The 17,948-nt window shown below is 65.0% G+C and carries 15 protein-coding genes and 1 riboswitch; of the genes, 8 read left to right on the plus strand and 7 right to left on the minus strand.

Translation table 11 applies throughout. The annotated features are described in order from the left end of the window. Positions 1 to 115: 115 nt before the first annotated feature. The 3 genes from O9Z70_RS02495 to znuC form a co-directional block, all read right to left on the minus strand. On the minus strand, positions 116 to 529 hold the full coding sequence (locus O9Z70_RS02495; protein ID WP_286020922.1) for a Fur family transcriptional regulator: 414 nt from the start codon (positions 527 to 529) through the stop codon (positions 116 to 118). After that, complete coding sequence (locus O9Z70_RS02500) at positions 519 to 1,337, minus strand: metal ABC transporter permease (protein WP_286020923.1); 819 nt, start codon at positions 1,335 to 1,337, stop codon at positions 519 to 521. The genes O9Z70_RS02495 and O9Z70_RS02500 overlap by 11 nt, the downstream gene beginning before the upstream one ends. Before the next feature lie 161 nt (positions 1,338 to 1,498). After that, positions 1,499 to 2,284: a zinc ABC transporter ATP-binding protein ZnuC gene (gene znuC / locus O9Z70_RS02505; protein ID WP_286020924.1), complete on the minus strand. Its 786-nt coding sequence runs from the start codon at positions 2,282 to 2,284 to the stop codon at positions 1,499 to 1,501. 205 nt (positions 2,285 to 2,489) lie between these two features. Here znuC and O9Z70_RS02510 point away from each other — a divergent pair, with 205 nt between their 5' ends. Then, the gene (locus O9Z70_RS02510; RefSeq protein ID WP_286020925.1) at positions 2,490 to 3,482 is read left to right on the plus strand and encodes a zinc ABC transporter substrate-binding protein; all 993 of its coding nucleotides are present in this window, start codon (positions 2,490 to 2,492) and stop codon (positions 3,480 to 3,482) included. 80 nt (positions 3,483 to 3,562) lie between these two features. On the opposite strand, the gene O9Z70_RS02515 is transcribed toward O9Z70_RS02510, so the two are convergent. Beyond that, positions 3,563 to 3,817: a DUF2164 domain-containing protein gene (locus O9Z70_RS02515; protein WP_286020926.1), complete on the minus strand. Its 255-nt coding sequence runs from the start codon at positions 3,815 to 3,817 to the stop codon at positions 3,563 to 3,565. A gap of 89 nt (positions 3,818 to 3,906) precedes the next feature. Then, positions 3,907 to 4,174: riboswitch (cobalamin riboswitch) on the plus strand. Positions 4,175 to 4,347: 173 nt separating this feature from the next. Here O9Z70_RS02515 and cobW point away from each other — a divergent pair. The 3 genes from cobW (at position 4,348) to cobO (ending at position 11,341) form a co-directional block, all read left to right on the plus strand. Further along, positions 4,348 to 5,397 carry a cobalamin biosynthesis protein CobW gene (cobW, locus tag O9Z70_RS02520; protein ID WP_286020927.1) on the plus strand — a complete coding sequence of 350 codons (1,050 nt, stop codon included), beginning with the start codon at positions 4,348 to 4,350 and terminating at the stop codon, positions 5,395 to 5,397. A 209-nt stretch (positions 5,398 to 5,606) separates the two neighbouring features. Beyond that, entirely contained in the window at positions 5,607 to 10,703 is a 5,097-nt protein-coding gene (cobN, locus tag O9Z70_RS16305) for a cobaltochelatase subunit CobN (protein WP_502870155.1), read from the plus strand. Then, a complete protein-coding gene (gene cobO, locus O9Z70_RS02535; RefSeq protein ID WP_286020928.1) occupies positions 10,700 to 11,341 on the plus strand; it encodes a cob(I)yrinic acid a,c-diamide adenosyltransferase in 642 nt (213 codons plus the stop codon). Before cobN ends, cobO begins: the two co-directional genes overlap by 4 nt. A 98-nt stretch (positions 11,342 to 11,439) precedes the next feature. Here the strand turns inward: cobO and O9Z70_RS02540 are convergent, their stop codons facing one another. Beyond that, complete coding sequence (locus O9Z70_RS02540; protein WP_286020929.1) at positions 11,440 to 11,910, minus strand: hypothetical protein; 471 nt, start codon at positions 11,908 to 11,910, stop codon at positions 11,440 to 11,442. Positions 11,911 to 11,951: 41 nt separating this feature from the next. After that, positions 11,952 to 12,848: a cation diffusion facilitator family transporter gene (locus O9Z70_RS02545; RefSeq protein WP_286020930.1), complete on the minus strand. Its 897-nt coding sequence runs from the start codon at positions 12,846 to 12,848 to the stop codon at positions 11,952 to 11,954. Between the two features lie 283 nt (positions 12,849 to 13,131). On the opposite strand from O9Z70_RS02545, the gene O9Z70_RS02550 reads away from it, so the two are divergent. Next, positions 13,132 to 13,614, plus strand: coding sequence for a cobalamin biosynthesis protein (locus tag O9Z70_RS02550; RefSeq protein ID WP_286020931.1), 483 nt, complete (start codon positions 13,132 to 13,134; stop codon positions 13,612 to 13,614). On the opposite strand, the gene O9Z70_RS02555 is transcribed toward O9Z70_RS02550, so the two are convergent. Next, positions 13,545 to 14,276 carry a cobalt-precorrin-6A reductase gene (locus tag O9Z70_RS02555; protein WP_286020932.1) on the minus strand — a complete coding sequence of 244 codons (732 nt, stop codon included), beginning with the start codon at positions 14,274 to 14,276 and terminating at the stop codon, positions 13,545 to 13,547. The two genes, O9Z70_RS02550 and O9Z70_RS02555, sit on opposite strands and share 70 nt — an antisense overlap. A 70-nt stretch (positions 14,277 to 14,346) precedes the next feature. Here O9Z70_RS02555 and cobA point away from each other — a divergent pair, with 70 nt between their 5' ends. From cobA to O9Z70_RS02570, 3 genes are read left to right on the plus strand one after another with little or no spacing between them, the layout of a single operon-like run. Then, positions 14,347 to 15,159 carry a uroporphyrinogen-III C-methyltransferase gene (gene cobA, locus O9Z70_RS02560; protein ID WP_286020933.1) on the plus strand — a complete coding sequence of 271 codons (813 nt, stop codon included), beginning with the start codon at positions 14,347 to 14,349 and terminating at the stop codon, positions 15,157 to 15,159. Then, positions 15,152 to 16,447, plus strand: a complete 1,296-nt coding sequence (locus O9Z70_RS02565) for a cobyrinic acid a,c-diamide synthase CobB (RefSeq protein WP_353057809.1) — start codon at positions 15,152 to 15,154, stop codon at positions 16,445 to 16,447. Before cobA ends, O9Z70_RS02565 begins: the two co-directional genes overlap by 8 nt. A gap of 41 nt (positions 16,448 to 16,488) precedes the next feature. Further along, positions 16,489 to 17,946 carry a cobyric acid synthase gene (locus O9Z70_RS02570; RefSeq protein ID WP_286020935.1) on the plus strand — a complete coding sequence of 486 codons (1,458 nt, stop codon included), beginning with the start codon at positions 16,489 to 16,491 and terminating at the stop codon, positions 17,944 to 17,946. Positions 17,947 to 17,948: the final 2 nt, after the last annotated feature.

A 17,948-nucleotide genomic window follows, 5' to 3' on the forward strand; every position in this document is an offset into this window, starting at 1 on the left:
TGCCGATCCTGCCGCCGAAACAAGCACCATGGTGAAGGGAGAATAGCGCAGCTGGGCTGGGGGCGGTGGAGCGAACCCGGACTGCCGATGCCGCAGCATCCAAGGTAAAGAACCCTCAGGCCGCCAGCAGGCACGTCCCGCATTTGCCGCGGATTTCCATTGTCGTCTGCCCCACCTGGAAACCGGTATTCCTGGCCCAGCCGCCCAGCCTTTCCTCGATCACCGCATCGGTGAATTCATCGACCTTGCCGCATTCGCCGCAAATGGCGAAGGCGATCAGGCCCTTGCGGTGGCAATTCGCGTCGGCGCAGGCGACGAAGGCGCTGAGCGATTCCAGGCGATGGGCGAGGCCGCGCTCCACCAGCTTGTCCAGCGCCCGATAGATTTGCAGCGGCGCGCGCAGTCCGTCGTCGCGCAGCCGGTCGAGAATGTCATAGGCCGAAAGCGGGGCAGGGGCGTGGCTGAGCGCTCCCAGCACCAATTCCTGGTTGCGCGTCAGGTCCTTGGGGATTTTGTGATCATGCGCCATGCTGCTCTCTCCTGCCGAACAATCTTGCCGTCGGCACCGCCAGCGATACGAGGAAGATCGCCAGCGCCATCACCACGATGGAAGGTCCCGAAGCGGTATCCCAGCTGCGCGACCCATACAAGCCGCCCAATACCGACATTGCCCCCAGCGCCGCCGCCACCAGCGCCATCATTTCCGGATTGGCGCTCAGCCGCCGCGCCGTGGCAGCCGGGATGATCAGCAGCGAGGTGATCAGCAACACGCCCACCAGCTTCATGGCGATGGCGATGACGCTGGCCATCAGCAGCATGAGCACGATCCGGCTCGCCTCCGGCCGCAGCCCTTCGGCCTCCGCCAGTTCCGGGCTCACCGTCGCCGCCAGCAGCGGCCGCCAGTTCAGCGCCAGAATGACGAGGATGGCGGCGCCGCCGCCATAGATGACAAGGATGTCTTCCACCGATACCGCCAGGATATCGCCGAACAGAAAGCCCATCAGGTCGATCCGCACCTGCGTCAGGAAGCCGACAATGACCAGCCCCACGGCGAGGCTCGAATGGCTGAGAATGCCCAGCAGCGCGTCGGTGGACAGCGTATTCTGCCGTTGCAACAGCAAGAGCGCCCCCGCCACCAAAGCCGCCACCGCGAAGACCCCCAGCGTCATGTTCACCGATAACAGGATCGACAGGGCCACGCCCAGCAGCGCCGAATGCGCCATCGTATCCCCGAAATAAGCCATCCGCCGCCACACCACGAAACAGCCCAGCGGCCCGGTCACCGCCGCCAGCCCCATGCCGGCGATAAGCGCGCGGGAGAAGAAATCACCGAACATGGATTGCCTCCCGATGGTCCGGCACACCTAAGGGGGAGGGGGCCAAGGGTCTCAGGTTCCGAGACAACTTCACTCGAAGTCCCGGATGTAAATACTCCCCCTCAAGGGGCAGGGAGGCGAAAGAGCCGATGCTGGCGGCAATCCAAGACAAGCGATGCCCCTCAATGCCCATGATGATGCCCCTCATGCTCATGCTCGCCCACCACGCAGCCATCCTCATGATGCTCATGGTCATGATGGTGCTCGTAGATCGCCAGCGTGTGCGCCGCCCGTTCGCCGAACAGCGCCAGATATTCCGGGCTCGTCTTCACCGCATTGGGCGTGCCCCGGCAGCATACATGCCCGTTGAGGCAGATCACCGTATCGGTCTCGGCCATCACCACATGCAGGTCGTGCGAAATCATCAGGATGCCGGCCTGCGTCGTGTCGCGAATCTGCCGGATCAATTGGTACAGCGCCACTTCGCCGGAAAAATCCACGCCCTGCACCGGCTCGTCCAGCACCAGCAGGTCCGGTTTGCGGATCATCGCCCGGGCGAACAGCACCCGCTGGAATTCCCCGCCCGACAATTCCTGCACCGCCGCCTTGCGCAGCCGCGCCGCGCCCACCGCCTCCAGCGCCGCCACGATTTCACCTTCCGGATAATGTCCGGTCAGCGTCATCAGCCGGTCGACATTCAGCGGCAGCGTCCAGTCGATGCTCAGCTTTTGCGGCACATAGCCGATTCGCAGCCCCGGCTTGCGCGTCACCCTGCCCATGCTCGGCTTCAACACCCCGGTCGCGAGCTTCGCCGTAGTGGATTTGCCCGAGCCGTTCGGCCCGATCAGCGTCACGATTTCCCCGCGCCGGATCGAGAGGTCGACGCCCTCCACCAGCACGCGACCGCCGCTGCGGACGCCCGCATCTTTCAGGGTGATCAGGATTTCTCTTGGCCGATGGTCGTGCATTGAAGTCTCGGTTCCGTCGTTCCCTCTCCCTTGCGGGGAGGTCCAGAATGGGGGTGCTGCGGCCGGAGCGAGCTGCGGCGGCCGTTTTTGCACAGGTCGCCACAACCGCTCTTGACGGCACTAAATACGTTATAGCATAACAAAACCGCAAGCGTAATAACATAACATATCGCTTTCGATCTTTCACCCGCCAAGAGGCCAGACGATGCCCAAATTCACCCTGCCACTCGCCGCTCTCACCACCTTCCTGCTCACCGGCAGCGCCCTGGCCGCGCCACAGATCGTCGCCTCCACCAAGCCCATCCATTCCCTGGTTGCCGCCATTATGGGCGATCTCGGCCAGCCCGCCCTCATCGTCAAGGGCGCCGCCTCGCCCCACACCTATTCGCTCCGCCCCTCCGATGCGGCCGCCCTGGAAAGCGCCGATATCGTCTTCTGGACCGGCCATGGCATGGAGCTTTTCCTCGCCGATGCGCTCGAAACCCTCGCCAAAAATGCCGAAGTGGTCGAGCTGGCCGAAACCCCGGGCATCGACTTGCTGCCGCTCCGCGAAGGCGGCGCCTTCGAGGCGCATGACCATGGCGAGGAGCATCACGGCCACGACCATCATGATCACGACCACGACCATGACCACGACCATGACCATGACCACGATCACGACCATGATCATGATCACGACCACGGCGAAGGCGACATGCATTTCTGGCTCGACCCGGCAAATGCCGGGCTGATGGCCACCCATATCGCCGATACCCTGTCCGCCGCCGATCCTGAAAATGCCGAAATCTATGCCGCCAATGCCGCGGCCGAACTGGCCCGGCTCGACCAGCTTGCCGCCGAACTGGAGGAAATCCTCGCCCCGTTATCCGGCAAGCCCTTCATCGTCTTTCACGATGCCTATCAATATTTCGAAGCCCGCTTCGGCCTCGAGGTTGCCGGCACGGTCACCGTCTCGCCCGACATCATGCCCGGCGCCGCCCGCATCGATGAACTGCGCGCCAGAATAGCCGAACTCGGCGCCACCTGCGTCTTCGCCGAGCCCAATTTCGAGCCCGCCATCGTCCGCACCATCGTCGAAGGCACCCAGGCGCGGCCCGGCGTGCTCGACCCCGAAGGCGCCGCCCTCACCGAAGGTCCCGACCTTTATCCCCAATTGCTCCGCGGCCTGGCCGCCGGCCTCCTGGACTGCCTCGGCTAACGGGTCCCGCCCGCGACCTCATACCGAGCCTTCTGAGCTTGTCGGAGGGCCAAGGACGAGGTCGCGGCCACCGGGCGGGTCTAGCGATGATGCTTCGTCACCCGCTCCAGCGCGAAAATCTCGTCGCTCACATCGTCGATCTTCTTGCGCACCAGCGCCTGCGCGTCATGCAGCCCGCGATTGTAGAAATAGGCGCCCATCTTGTCGGCGAAGAACTGCATCAGCATCTCGGCGGGCATGGCGCCGATCGACTGGTCCAGTTCTTCGCGGAAATAATCCTGGATCTCGCCCACAATGGCCTTGGTTTCCTCGCGGCTGAAGCTGATCGGTTTCATGGCGGATAATCTCCTTCGGCCCGTTCATAAGCTGAGTCGGCCCTGGCCGGGCGAGAGCTTGCGGATTGACCCCTGCTATCCCGAAGGCGTAAGGCTCATGGCGTGACGGTTCCCCGCGTGCCAGGCACAACGGGATCAAAAGGGAACACGGTGCGGAATACCCATCAGGGGCCAAAACCGTGGCTGCCCCCGCAACTGTAGGCGGTGGGCGCTCTCAATGCAGCCACTGGGTGGTCGGGCATGGCTTCGAAAGGCGCTTGGCGGTTTTCGACAGCGCCATGGCCGGCAGACATCCGGGAAGGCGGGGGCGCTGTATTCACCGCGAGCCAGGAGACCTGCCGGCACCTTGGTCTGTCGCGACAGCAATGTCGGCGATGCGGCCATGATGAGCCGGGCGCAGAGCCCATAGATTATTCCGTGCGCGGAGGGTGCCACATGAATATGATTGCCGTTTCGTCCGGCCTGTCGTCGCCTGTTCCGGCGGCTTGCTGCCGCTGCTCCCGCCCGGCCACCCGCAATGGAGTGCAGGCGTGACCACCAAGATTCCCACCACCGTCATCACCGGCTTTCTCGGCGCCGGCAAGACCACCCTCGTGCGCCACATGCTGGCGCATGCGCCCAAGGGCAAGCGCATCGCGCTGATCATCAACGAATTCGGCGATCTGGGCGTCGACAAGGACATCCTGGCCGGCTGCGGCGACGAGACCTGCCGCGAAGAGGACATGGTCGAGCTCTCCAATGGCTGTATCTGCTGCACCGTGGCCGATGAATTCATCCCCACCATGCAGGCGCTGCTGGCCCGCGACGACAAGTTCGATCACATCGTCATCGAAACCTCCGGCCTGGCCCTGCCGCAGCCGCTGATCCGCGCCTTCAACTGGCCCGAGATCAAGGCCCAGGTCACCATCGATGGCGTCGTCACCGTCGCCGATGCCGCCGCCCTCGCCGAAGGGCGCTTCGCCAGCGACGAAGCCGCCGTCGATGCCAGGCGCCGTCAGGACGAAATGCTCGACCACGAGACGCCGCTGGGCGAATTGTTCGAGGATCAGCTCGCCGTCGCCGACATGGTCATCATCAACAAGACCGACCTGGTCGATCCAGCCATGCTGGACAAGGTCGAGGCCAATATCCGCGCCGAACTGCGTCCCGGCGTCGGCATCGTCCGCGCCGCCAATGGCCATGTCGATGTCGCGGCCCTGCTCGGCATGGGCATGGAAAGCGAAGCCGATATCGCCAACCGCCCCAGCCATCACGAGCAGGAGCATGGCGGCGAGACCCATGAGCACGACGATTTCGATAGCTTCTCGCTGACCCTGGCCAATATCCAGGGCAAGGACCAGCTGCTCGCCATCATCGAAAACGCCATCAAGGCGCATGACGTGCTGCGCCTGAAAGGCTTCGCCGCCGTGCCCGGCGCCGCCGCCCGCCTCGCCATCCAGGCCGTCGGCCCACGGGTCACCGCCTATTTCGACCGCCCCTGGCAGGACGGCGAGAAGCGCGAGACCAATCTGGTCGTTATCGGCGAACAACCGCTGGACCGCGCCGCCATCATCGCCAGCCTGGAGCAGGCGGCGGCGTGAACGATGTCGCAATATACGCCTAGAGTCCGACACCCCCACCCTAGCCCTCCCCTCAAGGGGGAGGGGACCGGCCGGTGTTCCGGGCAAAATCGCGTCATATCCACCGGCCCAAAGCCCCTCCCCCCTGAGGGGAGGGGTTGGGGTGGGGGTGCTGCGTCGCCAACCTGCGCCACGTCGCCAATCCGCTCCACCATCAAAGGCACCCCCTGATGCACCTGCTCTCCGCCCAGGCCGGTGCCATCCAGCAGGAAGGCGAGGCCATCGACCTCGCCCAGTCCCCCGGCGCCTATATCTTCGCTTCCTCCGCCGATAGCGAGCTGGCCATGCTGGCCGCTGCCGCCGACCGCGCCGGGGAATCCGGCCTGCGCCTCGCCAATAGCCTACGCCTGGCCAACAACCTTTCCGTCGACATGTGGCTGGAACAGACCGTCGCCCATGCCGGCCTCGTCGTCCTCCGTCTTCTCGGCGGCACCGCCTATTTCCAATATGGCGTCGATGAGCTCACCGCCCTTTGCACCAATAAGAACATTCCCCTCGTCCTCCTGCCCGGCGACGCCAATCCCGACCCCATCCTGCAGGCGCGCTCCACCATCCATCCCGACGACTGGTCCGCCCTCCACCAATTGTTCGTCGCCGGCGGCCCCGAAAACGCCGATGCGATTCTGGTGGCGTTTGCCGCACTGTCTCACCAGTCTCCGGCCCAACGGGGAGGGGTTGGGGTGGGGGTGCCGGCGCCTGTCATCGCGCCACGGCTCGTCAACGTGGCGCCGCAACCCTTCCCCCGCTTCGGCCTCTGGCACCCGTCCATCGGCATGACCGACCAGGCCGGCCTGCGCGCGCTGCACGCCCCTTCATCCGGTGCGGCGCTCCCCTCTTATTCCTCTTCCCCTCGGGGAGAGGGTGCCCGAAGGGCGGGTGAGGGGGAGCCCGAGACGGGCGAGGGGGCGGTCCACATCCCCATCCTTTTCTACCGCGCCGCCCTCGAAGGCGCCGGCACCGCCACGCTCAGCGCCCTCATCGCCGAACTCGAATCCCGCGACCTCGCCCCCGTTCCCATCGTCATTTCCTCGCTCAAGGAGGCCGCCTGCATCCGCTTCGTCCAGGATGCGCTGGCCGCCTTTCCGCCGGCGGCGATCTTCAATCTCACCGCCTTCGCCCTCGGCATTGCCGATCTGGATGAGACGACCAACCCCTTTGCCGGCACCGACGCGCCGATCATCCAGCTCATCCAGTCCGGCCGCTCCCGCGCGCAATGGCAGGCCGATCCGCAGGGCCTCTCCTCCAAGGACATGGCGATGTATCTCGTCATGCCCGAAGTCGATGGCCGCATCGGCGGCATCCTTGTCGGCCACAAGGCCGATGCCGTCTGGCACGCCCGCACCCAATGCCCGCTCAGCGCCTATGAACCCGAACCCGAGGGCATAGGCCGCGCCGTCGATCTCGCCCAGAACTGGGCCCGCCTCCGCCACACCCCCCGCGCCGAGCGCAAACTCGCCATCATCCTCTCCAACTACCCCATCCGCGACGGCCGCCTCGCCAACGGCGTCGGCTACGACGCCCCCGAATCCACCGCGCGCATGCTGATGGAACTGGAGCGGACAGGGTACGACCTCGGCCCATCGGCTCCATCGCCAAAGCCCCTCCCCCTTGAGGGGAGGGGTTGGGGTGGGGGTGCTGCGCCCGCCTCAACCCACGACGCCTCGGTTCGCTCAACCTCCGACACCCCCACCCCTGACCCCTCCCCTCAAGGGGGAGGGGAATCCTCGGCCCCGGCCCCCCTTTCTCCAACGGCCACCGGCCCAAAGCCCCTCCCCCTTGAGGGGAGGGGTTGGGGTGGGGGTGCTGTGCCCGCTCCAATCCACGACGCCTCGGTTCGCTCAACCTCCGACACCCCCACCCCTAACCCCTCCCCTCAAGGGGGAGGGGAATTCTCGGCTCCGGCCCCCCTTTCTCCAACGGCCACCGACCCAAAGCCCCTCCCCCTTGAGGGGAGGGGTTGGGGTGGGGGTGCTGCGCCCGCCCCAATCCATGACGCCTCGGTTCGCTCAACCTCCGACACCCCCACCCCTGACCCCTCCCCTCAAGGGGGAGGGGGATCCTCGGCCCCGTCATCCCTTTCTCCAACGGCCACCGGCCCAAAGCCCCTCCCCCTTGAGGGGAGGGGTTGGGGTGGGGGTGCTGCGCCCGCCCCAATCCACGATGCCTCGGATCGCTCAACCTCCGACACCCCCACCCCTGACCCCTCCCCTCAAGGGGGAGGGGGATCCTCAGCCCCGTCACCCCTCTCTCCAACGGCCACCGAGCCAAAGCCCCTCCCCCTTGAGGGGAGGGGGTGGGGAGGGGGTGCTGCGCCCGCCACAACCCACGATGCCTCGGTTCGCCCGCCCTCCGATGCCACCCCGGCCCTCCCCTCAGTGGGGAGAGGGTGGACCGGTGGTCCCGGACATACCAATGCCCGCCTCTCGCGCCCCCTCAAAAATACCGTTCTGGCCCGAACGCTGCGCTCAAACCCACCCCAGCCGGAACGCGTGCTGTGGCTGCTGCTGCGGGAGGCCTTTCCCGAAGCCCATTTCCGCCGTCAGGCGCCCATCGGTCCCTATTTCGCCGACTTCGCTTCCCACAGCGCCAAACTGATCATCGAACTCGACGGCGATAGTCATGGCAGCGACAAGGCGCAGCTTTACGATGCCGGCCGCGATGCATTCTTGCGCGCCGCTGGATACCGGGTGCTTCGCATCCCCAATAATGAAGTCAGCAATCTGGATGGCGTTGGAGCCCTGATCGCCGAGCATCTCGCCGCCGCTCCTGATCGCTCCCCGCAGGCGGGTCGTGGTGAGGATCACCCAACCTATCCCCGCACCTCCGCCGATCTCATCGCCCTGCTCACCGCCGGTCCCACCAATGCCCATCAGGCCCGTGGCCGCTCCGCTGCCATCTTGCCGCTTGCCCGCTATGCGGCGCTCTTCGCCGAACTTCCCGAGGAAACCCGCGCCGCCGTGACCGCCCGCTGGGGCGATCCCGTCACCGATCCGTTCATCCGCGACGGCGCCTTCCACCTCCCCGCCCATCGCTTCGGCAATGTCGTCATCATGCTGCAGCCGGCGCGCGGCTATCAGCTCGATGAAACCGCGAGCTATCACGACCCGGCCCTGGTTCCGCCCCACGCCTATATCGCCGCCTATCTCTGGCTGCGTCAGGAATTCGGCGCCCATGCCATGGTCCATAATGGCAAGCACGGCACACTCGAATGGCTCCCCGGCAAATCCGCGGCGCTCGACGCCGATTGCTATCCCGACGCCCTGTGGGGCCAACTGCCCCATATCTATCCCTTCATCGTCAACGATCCGGGCGAGGGCACCCAGGCCAAGCGCCGTACCGGCGCCGTCATCATCGATCATCTGGTTCCCCCGCTCACCCGCGCCGAAACCTATGGGCCGCTGAAGGACCTCGAAGCCCTGCTCGATGAATATTACGCCGCTTCCGGCATGGATCGCCGCCGCCTGAAAGACCTCAAGCAGCGCATTCTCGATTTCACCCGCGATGCCCGCCTCGACCAGGACATCGGCCTGCCCGAAGACGAAGCCGAGGCCCTGGTCAAGATCGACAACTTCCTGTGCGATTTGAAGGAAGCCCAGATTCGCGACGGCTTGCACATTTTCGGGTCTTCGCCCGCCGGAGGACTCGAGCGCGACCTTGCCGTCGCCTTGGCCAGAATACCGCGCGGCGACGCGCCCGGGGATAATTCGCTGATCCGCGCCCTCGCCGATGACCTCAAACTCGGTTTCGATCCCTTGACCGCCATTTTGGGCGAGCCCTGGCACGGACCGGACGTTTTTGCCGCTATGGCAATGCTCAACGCTAACAGTCTGTTACCCAATCGGCGCATTGGTGACGTCATTGCCAATCTCGAAACCATCGCCGCCGAGCTCGTCTCCGATATCCGTCCTTGCCCGGATGACTGGCCGGCCACCAGGGCGGTTCTGCGGACGGTGAAAACCCTGATAAAGCCGCGCCTCGCCGCCTCCGGCCCGGCCGAGATGCAGGCCTTTCTCGACGCCCTCGACGGCAAGTTCATCCAGCCCGGCCCCTCTGGCGCTCCCTCGCGCGGCCGTCTCGATGTCCTGCCCACCGGGCGCAATTTCTATTCCATCGATGCGCGGGCCGTCCCCACGCCAAGTGCTTGGGAACTCGGAAGAAAATCGGCCGAAAACCTGATTCTGCGCCATCTTCAGGACCATGGCCATTACCTCGCATCCGTCGCCCTTTCGGTCTGGGGCACCGCCAATATGCGCACCGGCGGCGACGATATCGCCCAGGCCATGGCGCTGATCGGCGCCAAGCCGGTCTGGGATCCCGGCTCGCTCCGCGTCTCCGGCTACGAGATCGTTCCGCTGGCCCGGCTCGGCCGCCCCCGCGTCGACGTAACCCTTAGAATTTCCGGCTTTTTTCGCGATGCCTTCCCGGCGCAGATCGCTCTGTTCGACCGTGCCGTCCGCGCCATCGGCGCCCTCGACGAACCCGACGACGACAATCCCATCGCCGCCCGCATGCGGATTGAGGCCCTGGGCCTCATGGCGCAGGGCAAGTCGGAACAGGATGCCGCTCTCGAAGCCGGTGCGCGTATTTTCGGTTCAAAACCAGGCACTTACGGTGCAGGGCTTGGTCAGTTGATCGACAATGGCAACTGGAATGACAAGACCGATCTCGCCAATCAGGCCCTGGCCTGGGGCCAATATGCCTATGGCGCCAAGGCCGATGGCGTGGCCCTCCATGACCGCTTCCGCGCCCGGCTCGGCCAGATCGATGCGGTAATCCACAATCAGGATAATCGCGAACACGACCTGCTCGACAGCGACAATTATTACCAATTCGAAGGCGGCCTCGCCGTCGCCGCCGAAATGCTGTCCGGCACCAGGCCCGCCGCCTATCACAACGACCATTCCCGCCCCGACACGCCGAAAATTCGGACGCTGGAACAAGAGATTAGCTATGTCATGCGCAGCCGCGTGGTCAATCCGAAATGGCTTGCCGGCATCATGCGCCATGGCTATCGCGGCGCCTTCGAGATCATCGCCACGCTCGATTTCATGTTCGCCTTCGCTGCCACCACCGGCGCAGTCAAGAGCCACCATTTCGACCTGGCGTTCGAGGCCTTCGTAAAAGACGATGCAGTCCGGGAATTCCTCAAGCATTCCAACCGTTTCGGCTATGACGAGCTGATCGCCAAATTCCTCGAGGCCCGACAAAGAGGCCTCTGGTCCCCCCGTTCAAATTCCGCTTTCGCCCTTCTGGAGGAAACGCCATGAATGATAAGCCAGCCAAGAAAACCGACAACATGACCGAGGCGGAACGCGACGCCTATCATGCTGAAAAGATGAAGAAAAAGAAGGCGGCCCGCGACAAGATCCTCTCCACCAAGACCGAGGAAAAGGGCCTGCTCATCGTCCATACCGGCAAGGGCAAGGGCAAGTCGACCGCCGCTTTCGGCATGGTCTTCCGCGCCATCGGTAATGGCATGCGTGTCGGCGTCGTGCAGTTCGTCAAGGGCGTCTGGAATACCGGCGAACGCGACGTTCTCGACAAATTCCCCGACCAGGTGACCATCAACGCCATGGGTGAAGGCTTTACCTGGGACGTCGCCGATCGCCAGCGCGATCTCGCCGCCGCCCGCAAGGCCTGGGAGCAGGCCAAGGCGCTGATCGCCGACCCGGACTATGACATGGTCCTGCTCGACGAACTCAATATCTGCCTGCGCTACGATTACCTGCCCATCGCCGAAGTGGTCGAAGTTCTCGGCAACAAGCCGGAGAGCAAGCATGTCATCGTCACCGGCCGCAATGCCAAGGACGAACTGATTGAAATCGCTGACCTTGTGACCGAGATGACCGAAATCAAGCACCATTTCCGCGCCGGCGTGAAGGCCCAGAAAGGCATCGAATTCTGACCTGCACCGGTCTCTATTTTCCGAACCGTCACCCTCGCGTTAAGCGCGAGGGTGACGAGCGGGGTTGAACCGCCGATTTCGTCAAAGCCGTAACGTGCCTAGCAGCCTTTCGCCACGAAGGACCGCGCCAGCCCCTGCAAGACCGGCTCCATCGCATTGAGATCGCTTATATTATATTCGGCGCGAAAGGCGGCATAGCTCGCTCCGTCGCAGAGCGTGATCATCCGCTGGAATAGCCTCCGATGCCCTTGCTGCCCGGAAAAATCGGCCCATTGCGGCGTTTTGGTTTGTTGGCTGATCGCCCAGTTTTCTGCGCCTGCCAGGGCTATGGCCTCGCTAACTTCCTGCGCGAAGTCCTCCAGAAGCTGGCCGCCCCAGACGGTCACGCCCCGTTCTCCGTCCAGATCATAGAACATCTGCCCATCGCCATTGGCGCTCTCGCCGCCGGCTTCGAAACCCGGCGGGACGTCGATTTCATAGCCGAACCGGACATTGGCATAATGCGTCCAATATTGCGCCAGGGCCGGCGCGGCGAGCAGCAATAGGGCAAGGGCAGGAACGAAGCGCATGGATGCAGACTGCCTCCGGTTTCCCGGCGCCGCAAGCCTGTTCAGAGCACGACGATGCCGGAATGCTTGGCTTTCTCTTCCGGCTCGACATGAATGGTGATCTGCACGTCCTCCACCGTTTCGCGCAGCTTGGCCTCGATCCGGTCGCAAATCTCATGCGCGGCGTCCACGCTCATGGTGCCCGGCACCACCAGGTGGAAATCGATGAAGATCATCTTGCCGGCCTGCCGCGTGCGGATATCATGGGCTTCGATGGCGCCGTCGGCATTGCCGGCAATGACCTCGCGGATGGTTTTCTGCGTATCGATCGGCACGGCCACGTCCATCAGCCCGCCCACGCTGGCGCGGGTCACGCGCCAGCCCGACCACAGGATATTCAGCGCCACCAGCGCCGCCAGCACGGAATCCAGTTGGGCGATGCCGGTCAGATAGACCAGCACCAATCCGACGACGACGCCGATAGTGGAGATCACGTCGGTCATCAAATGCTTGCCATCCGCCTCGATGGCGGGCGAGCGGGCCTTGCGCCCATGCCGGATCAGCACCTGCGCCCAGACGGCATTGATGATCGTCGCCACCGCGCTCAGCGCCAGCCCCTGCACCGGGGCATCGGGCATTGTCGGTTCCATGAAGCCATAAAAGGCCTCGCGCAGGATCAGGATCGCCGCGACGATGATCATCACCCCCACCATGACGGCGGAGAAATATTCGGCCTTGTGATAGCCATAGGGCAGGGCGGCATCGGCAGGCCGTTGCGCCAGCCTTACGGCGATCAGCGCCGCCAGCGCGGTCACCACATTGACGATGGATTCGAGTGCGTCCGAATAAAGCGCGACCGATCCGGTCAGCCACCAGGCCAACGCCTTGAGGCCCAGCACGATCAAGCCCACCAGCAGGCTGGTCGCGGATATGGCCAAGGTCTTGTTTGTGATTGCCATGGCGCCTCGCCTCCGAACCTGATGGGGATTGCCATAAAGCAGGGGGCGTTCGCCGGCAAGTCATTGTATTTGCAAACGATTTTCAGAAGCATTCCGATGTCGCCGCCTATTGGGCGCAAGCCGTTGATTGACCACGCGCTTTGTCGCGCCTAGAACCATTGGCAAGCGCAGCGTTCCCTTGACGGAACTGAAACAGAGCCTGGTGCGGTCGACCAAATCGCGGGACCAAATTCAGGGCTGAGCCGGTTTTGAGTGAACCTGCCTCGTATCCATCGAGGCGACAATGCATGACGATTCCGCCGGCGCCGCGCCGGTGCAAAAAAGTTCAATATTTCCCGACATCGTCGTGGGCCTCGGTGCGCGCGAAAATGCCACCCGCGATGAGGTATTGGCCCTGCTCGACGGTGCCCTTGCCAGCATTGGGGCGGATCGCGATCAGGTGGCGGCCCTGGCCACGATCCACCGCAAACGCCATCATCCGGCAATGATTGCGGCATCCGCCATATTGGGTGTTTCGCTGCTGGCCCTGCCGGAAAGCGCCCTCTCCGCTGACGCTCCCAATCCTTCGGCGCTGGTCGGGCAACATATCGGCCTGCCCTCGGTGGCCGAGGCCGTTGCCCTGGTCTTCGGCCCGCTGCTGCTGGACAAGCAGCGCAGCGCCAATGCGACCTGCGCCCTGTCGCGCTGTCCGCCGGCCTATGCGGTAACGAGCTCGAGCGCGCTGAGCGCCGCCTCGACGCTGTCCACCTCCAGCGCCGGCGCATGAAGGGGGCGGGCGATCATCACCACCTGCACCCCTGCTTGCTGCGCCGCGTCCAGCTTGGCCCGGGTCTGGACGCCGCCGGAATTCTTGCTGACGAGATGGGTAACGCCATGATTCCGCATCAAGGCGATCTCGTCGCCGAGCGTGTAGGGCGGGCGCGTTCGAAGCAATTGGGCATGTCCGGGCAGTTCGAAGGCCGGGGCTTCGATGACCCGGACCAGAAACGAGCAATCCTGCCGCTGCAGATAGGTTTCGAGCCCGCTATGGCCGGTCGTCAGCAATACAACGGCGCCAGCGGGAAGAGCGGCCGCCGCTTCCTGCACCGATGCCGCCATTATCCAGCTTTGCCCTGCCGGCGGCTCCCAGCCCGGCCGCGTCAACCGCACCAGCCTGATGCCCGTTTTTTTCGAAGCGGCCACGGCATTGCCGGATATCTGGTCGGCAAAGGGGTGGCTGGCATCCACCAGCCGTTCGATGCCGGCGGCTTGCAAATAAGCGCTGAGCCCGGCAATGCCACCGAAGGGCCCGATGCGCAGCGCCCCTTCGGGCAATATCGGGTCCTGCGTACGCCCGGCCAGCGAGGTTGTCACCTTATGCCCCAGCGTCACCAGGCGACCGGCCAATTGCCGCGCCTCCACCGTACCTCCCAGGATCAGGATATTCATCTGTCTGCGTCCATAAATTTGCGCCAATGTGCCTCGCCGGCGCGCGCCGCTCAAGTGGCGGGAGCCGCCCATGGCTGACACGCATTTCGCCCATCTGGCTCATGCGGACTTTCCGCCCTTCATGCCGGGCTCGGTCTGGCTGGTCGGGGCGGGGCCGGGCGGCCCCGGCCTGCTCACCCTTCTGGGCTATCATGCGCTGGGACAAGCCGATGTCATCGTCCACGATGCGCTGGTTTCGCCCGATATCCTGGCATTGGCCCCGCCGCATGTCGAACGGGTACATGCCGGCAAGCGCGGCGGCAAGCCGTCTCCCAAACAGGCCGATATCACCATCCGCCTCATCGACCTGGCCCGCCAGGGCAAGCGCGTATTGCGCCTCAAGGGCGGCGACCCCTTCATGTTCGGCCGCGGCGGCGAAGAAGCGGGCGAGCTGGCGCGGGCGGGGGTGCCGTTCCGCATCGTTCCCGGCATCTCCTCCGGCCTTGGCGGCCTGGCCTATGCCGGCCTGCCGGTCACCCACCGCGACACCAATCACGCCGTGATTTTCCTGACCGGCCACGACGAATCCGGCGCGGTTCCCGGCGCGGTCGATTGGCCCGCCATTGCCAGGGCGGCGCCGGTGATCGTCATGTTCATGGCGGTGAAGCATCTCCCGGCCATCGCCCATCGCCTGCTCGATGCCGGCCGGATGCCGGATGAAGCGCTGACCGTGGTTTCCCACGCCGCCAGCCCCCGGCAGGTCGTCGTCGAAACGAGCCTCGGCGCCGCGTCCGGCCTGACCGATATCCCGACGCCCGCCATCGTCGTGCTCGGGCCGGTATCCCGCTATCGGCACAATCTCGACTGGTATGTCGACGAAGTTCGGAAACACAGCTTTGGCTAAGGGACTGATTATCGCCGCGCCGCGCTCCGGTTCCGGCAAGACGCTGGTGACGCTCGGCCTCTTGGCCGCCCTGCGCCGCCGGGGCCTGGCCGTTGCGCCCGCCAAGACCGGGCCGGATTTCATCGACCCGGTGTTTCTCGGTCAGGCCGCCGGGCGCGAGGCGATCAATCTCGACCCCTGGGCCATGCAAGCGGATCAGAATCGGGCCCTGGCGGCCCAGCATGCCGCCGGCGCCGACCTGCTCCTCGTCGAAGGTGTGATGGGCCTGTTCGATGCCGCCGCCGATGGCCATGGCTCCACCGCCGATCTGGCGGAAAATCTTGACCTGCCGGTGGTTCTCGTCGTCGATGCCGACAAGCAGAGTCAATCGGTCGCGCCTCTCGTTGCCGGTTTTGCCAATTGGCGCAGCAATGTGCAGGTGTCCGGCATCATCCTCAACCGCGTCGCCTCCGCCCGGCACGAGCGCATGCTGGTCGCAGCGCTCAGGGCTACAGGCCTACCGCTGCTCGGCGCCATTCCCCGGCGTCAGGAACTGCTGATCCCCGAGCGGCATCTCGGCCTGGTCCTGCCGAACGAGATTTCAGAATTTCAGAATTTCCTGGATATGGCGGCCGAAAGCATCGGTGACTTCATCGATCTTGCCGCTTTTGAGCGCCTGGCGAGGCCGGTCCCCCCGCCGGAGGCGGAGCCGCGTGCCCTGCCACCGCTCGGTCAACGCATCGCCATTGCCCGCGACGCGGCTTTCGCCTTTCTTTACCGGCACCTGCTGGAGGGTTGGCGCGCTGCCGGCGCCGAACTCAGCTTCTTTTCACCGCTGGCCGATGAAGGCCCGGCGCCCGATGCCGACGCCGTCTTCCTGCCCGGCGGCTATCCCGAACTCCATGGCGCCAGCCTCGCCGCTGCGACCGGCTTCAAATCGGCTCTGATTGCCGCCCGCGACCGGAACGCGCTGATCTATGGCGAATGCGGCGGCTTCATGGTCCTGGGCGACGCCCTGCTTGACCAGCATGGCACCAGCCACGCCATGGCCGGCCTCTTGCCCACCATCACCCGGATGGACCGGCCCAAACGCGTTCTCGGTTACCGACGCTTGCTGCATGACAGCCCCTTGCCCTGGCCGCCGGGCTTGAACGGTCACGAATTTCACTATTCCTCGGCCAAGCAATCCGGCCTGCCGCCGCTCTTTGAGGCGCTGGATGCCGAAAATGTGCGGCAATTGCCCATGGGCGCCGTGCTCGGCCGCGTTATGGGCTCTTACGCCCATGTCATTGCCGTCGTCTCGAATTGAGGTAAAAAGCCATGGGCTAGGCCCGAATGGCAGGAGGACCCATGGCCAAGGCATTGATGTTCATGGGCACCGGCTCGGATGTGGGCAAGTCGCTGATCGTCGCCGGGCTGTGCCGCGTCCTCAGCAATCGCGGACTGTCCGTCGCCCCCTTCAAGCCGCAGAACATGAGCAATAATGCCGCCGTCACCGAAGATGGCGGCGAGATCGGCCGGGCCCAGGCGCTGCAGGCCCGCGCCGCGCGCCGTCCGCCGCTCACCGCCATGAACCCGGTCCTGCTCAAGCCCGAGGGCGAAACCGGCTCGCAAGTCGTGGTGCGCGGCCAACGGCGCGCCAGCCTGTCCGCCCGGCAATATTGGACCGACCGGGCCCAATTGCTGCCCGAAGTGCTCGCTGCCTTCCATGACCTGGCCCGCAATGCCGATTACCTGCTGGTCGAAGGCGCCGGCAGCGCCTCCGAAGTCAATCTCCGGCCGGGCGACATCGCCAATTTCGGCTTTGCCCGCGCCGCCACTGTGCCGGTGATCCTGATCGGCGACATTCATCGCGGCGGCGTCATCGCCTCGATCGTCGGCACTTTGGCGGTTGTCGATCCGGATGATGCGGCGCTTATCCGCGCCAGCCTCATCAACAAATTCTTCGGCGATCCGGCTTTGTTCGAAAGCGGCAAGGCCTTTCTCGAGCGCCGCACCGGCCTGCCCTGTTTCGGCCCGGTCCCACATTTTGCCGCCGCCGCCAGCTTACCCGCCGAGGATGCCCTGGCGCTCGAAACCTATTCGGGCGGGCAGGGCAGTTTCCACATCGCCGTGCCGCGCCTGCCGCGTATCGCCAATTTCGACGATCTCGATCCGCTCCGCGCCGAACCCGGCGTCACCCTGACCCTGGTGCAGCCCGGCGATCCCATACCGCGTCATGCCGACCTCGTGCTTTTGCCCGGCTCCAAGGCCACGCGAGCCGATCTCGCCGCCCTGCGCGCCAATGGCTGGGATATCGACATCCTCGCTCATCACCGCGCCGGCGGGATGGTCCTGGGCATTTGCGGCGGCTATCAGATGCTGGGCCGCACCATAGCCGACCCGGACGGCATCGAGGGGCAGCCGGGCACCAGCGCGGGGCTGGGCCTGCTCGATGTGGACACCGTGCTCGCCCCGACCAAGCACTTGCGCACCGAAACCGCCATTCATGTCGCGAGCGGCGAAGCCCTGACGGGCTACCACATGCATATGGGCGTCACCCAAGGCCCCGACCGGGCGCGGCCCTTCGCCCGGGTGGGGCATGAACCGGAAGGCGCGGTCGGCGCCGATGGGCGGGTCATGGGCACCTATCTGCATGGGCTTTTTGCCGCCGATGGGTTCCGGCGCGCCTTTCTCGGCCATGCCGCCAGCGCCGACCTCGCCTATGAAGCCGGCATTGAAACCGCCCTGGATGGCTTGGCCGCCCATCTTGAAAAACATCTCGATATCGACAAATTGCTGGCTCTCGCCACGCAAGTGGAGGTTTGAGT

It is taken from the genome of Devosia sp. YIM 151766 (assembly GCF_030285925.1).
Classification (GTDB): domain Bacteria; phylum Pseudomonadota; class Alphaproteobacteria; order Rhizobiales; family Devosiaceae; genus Devosia.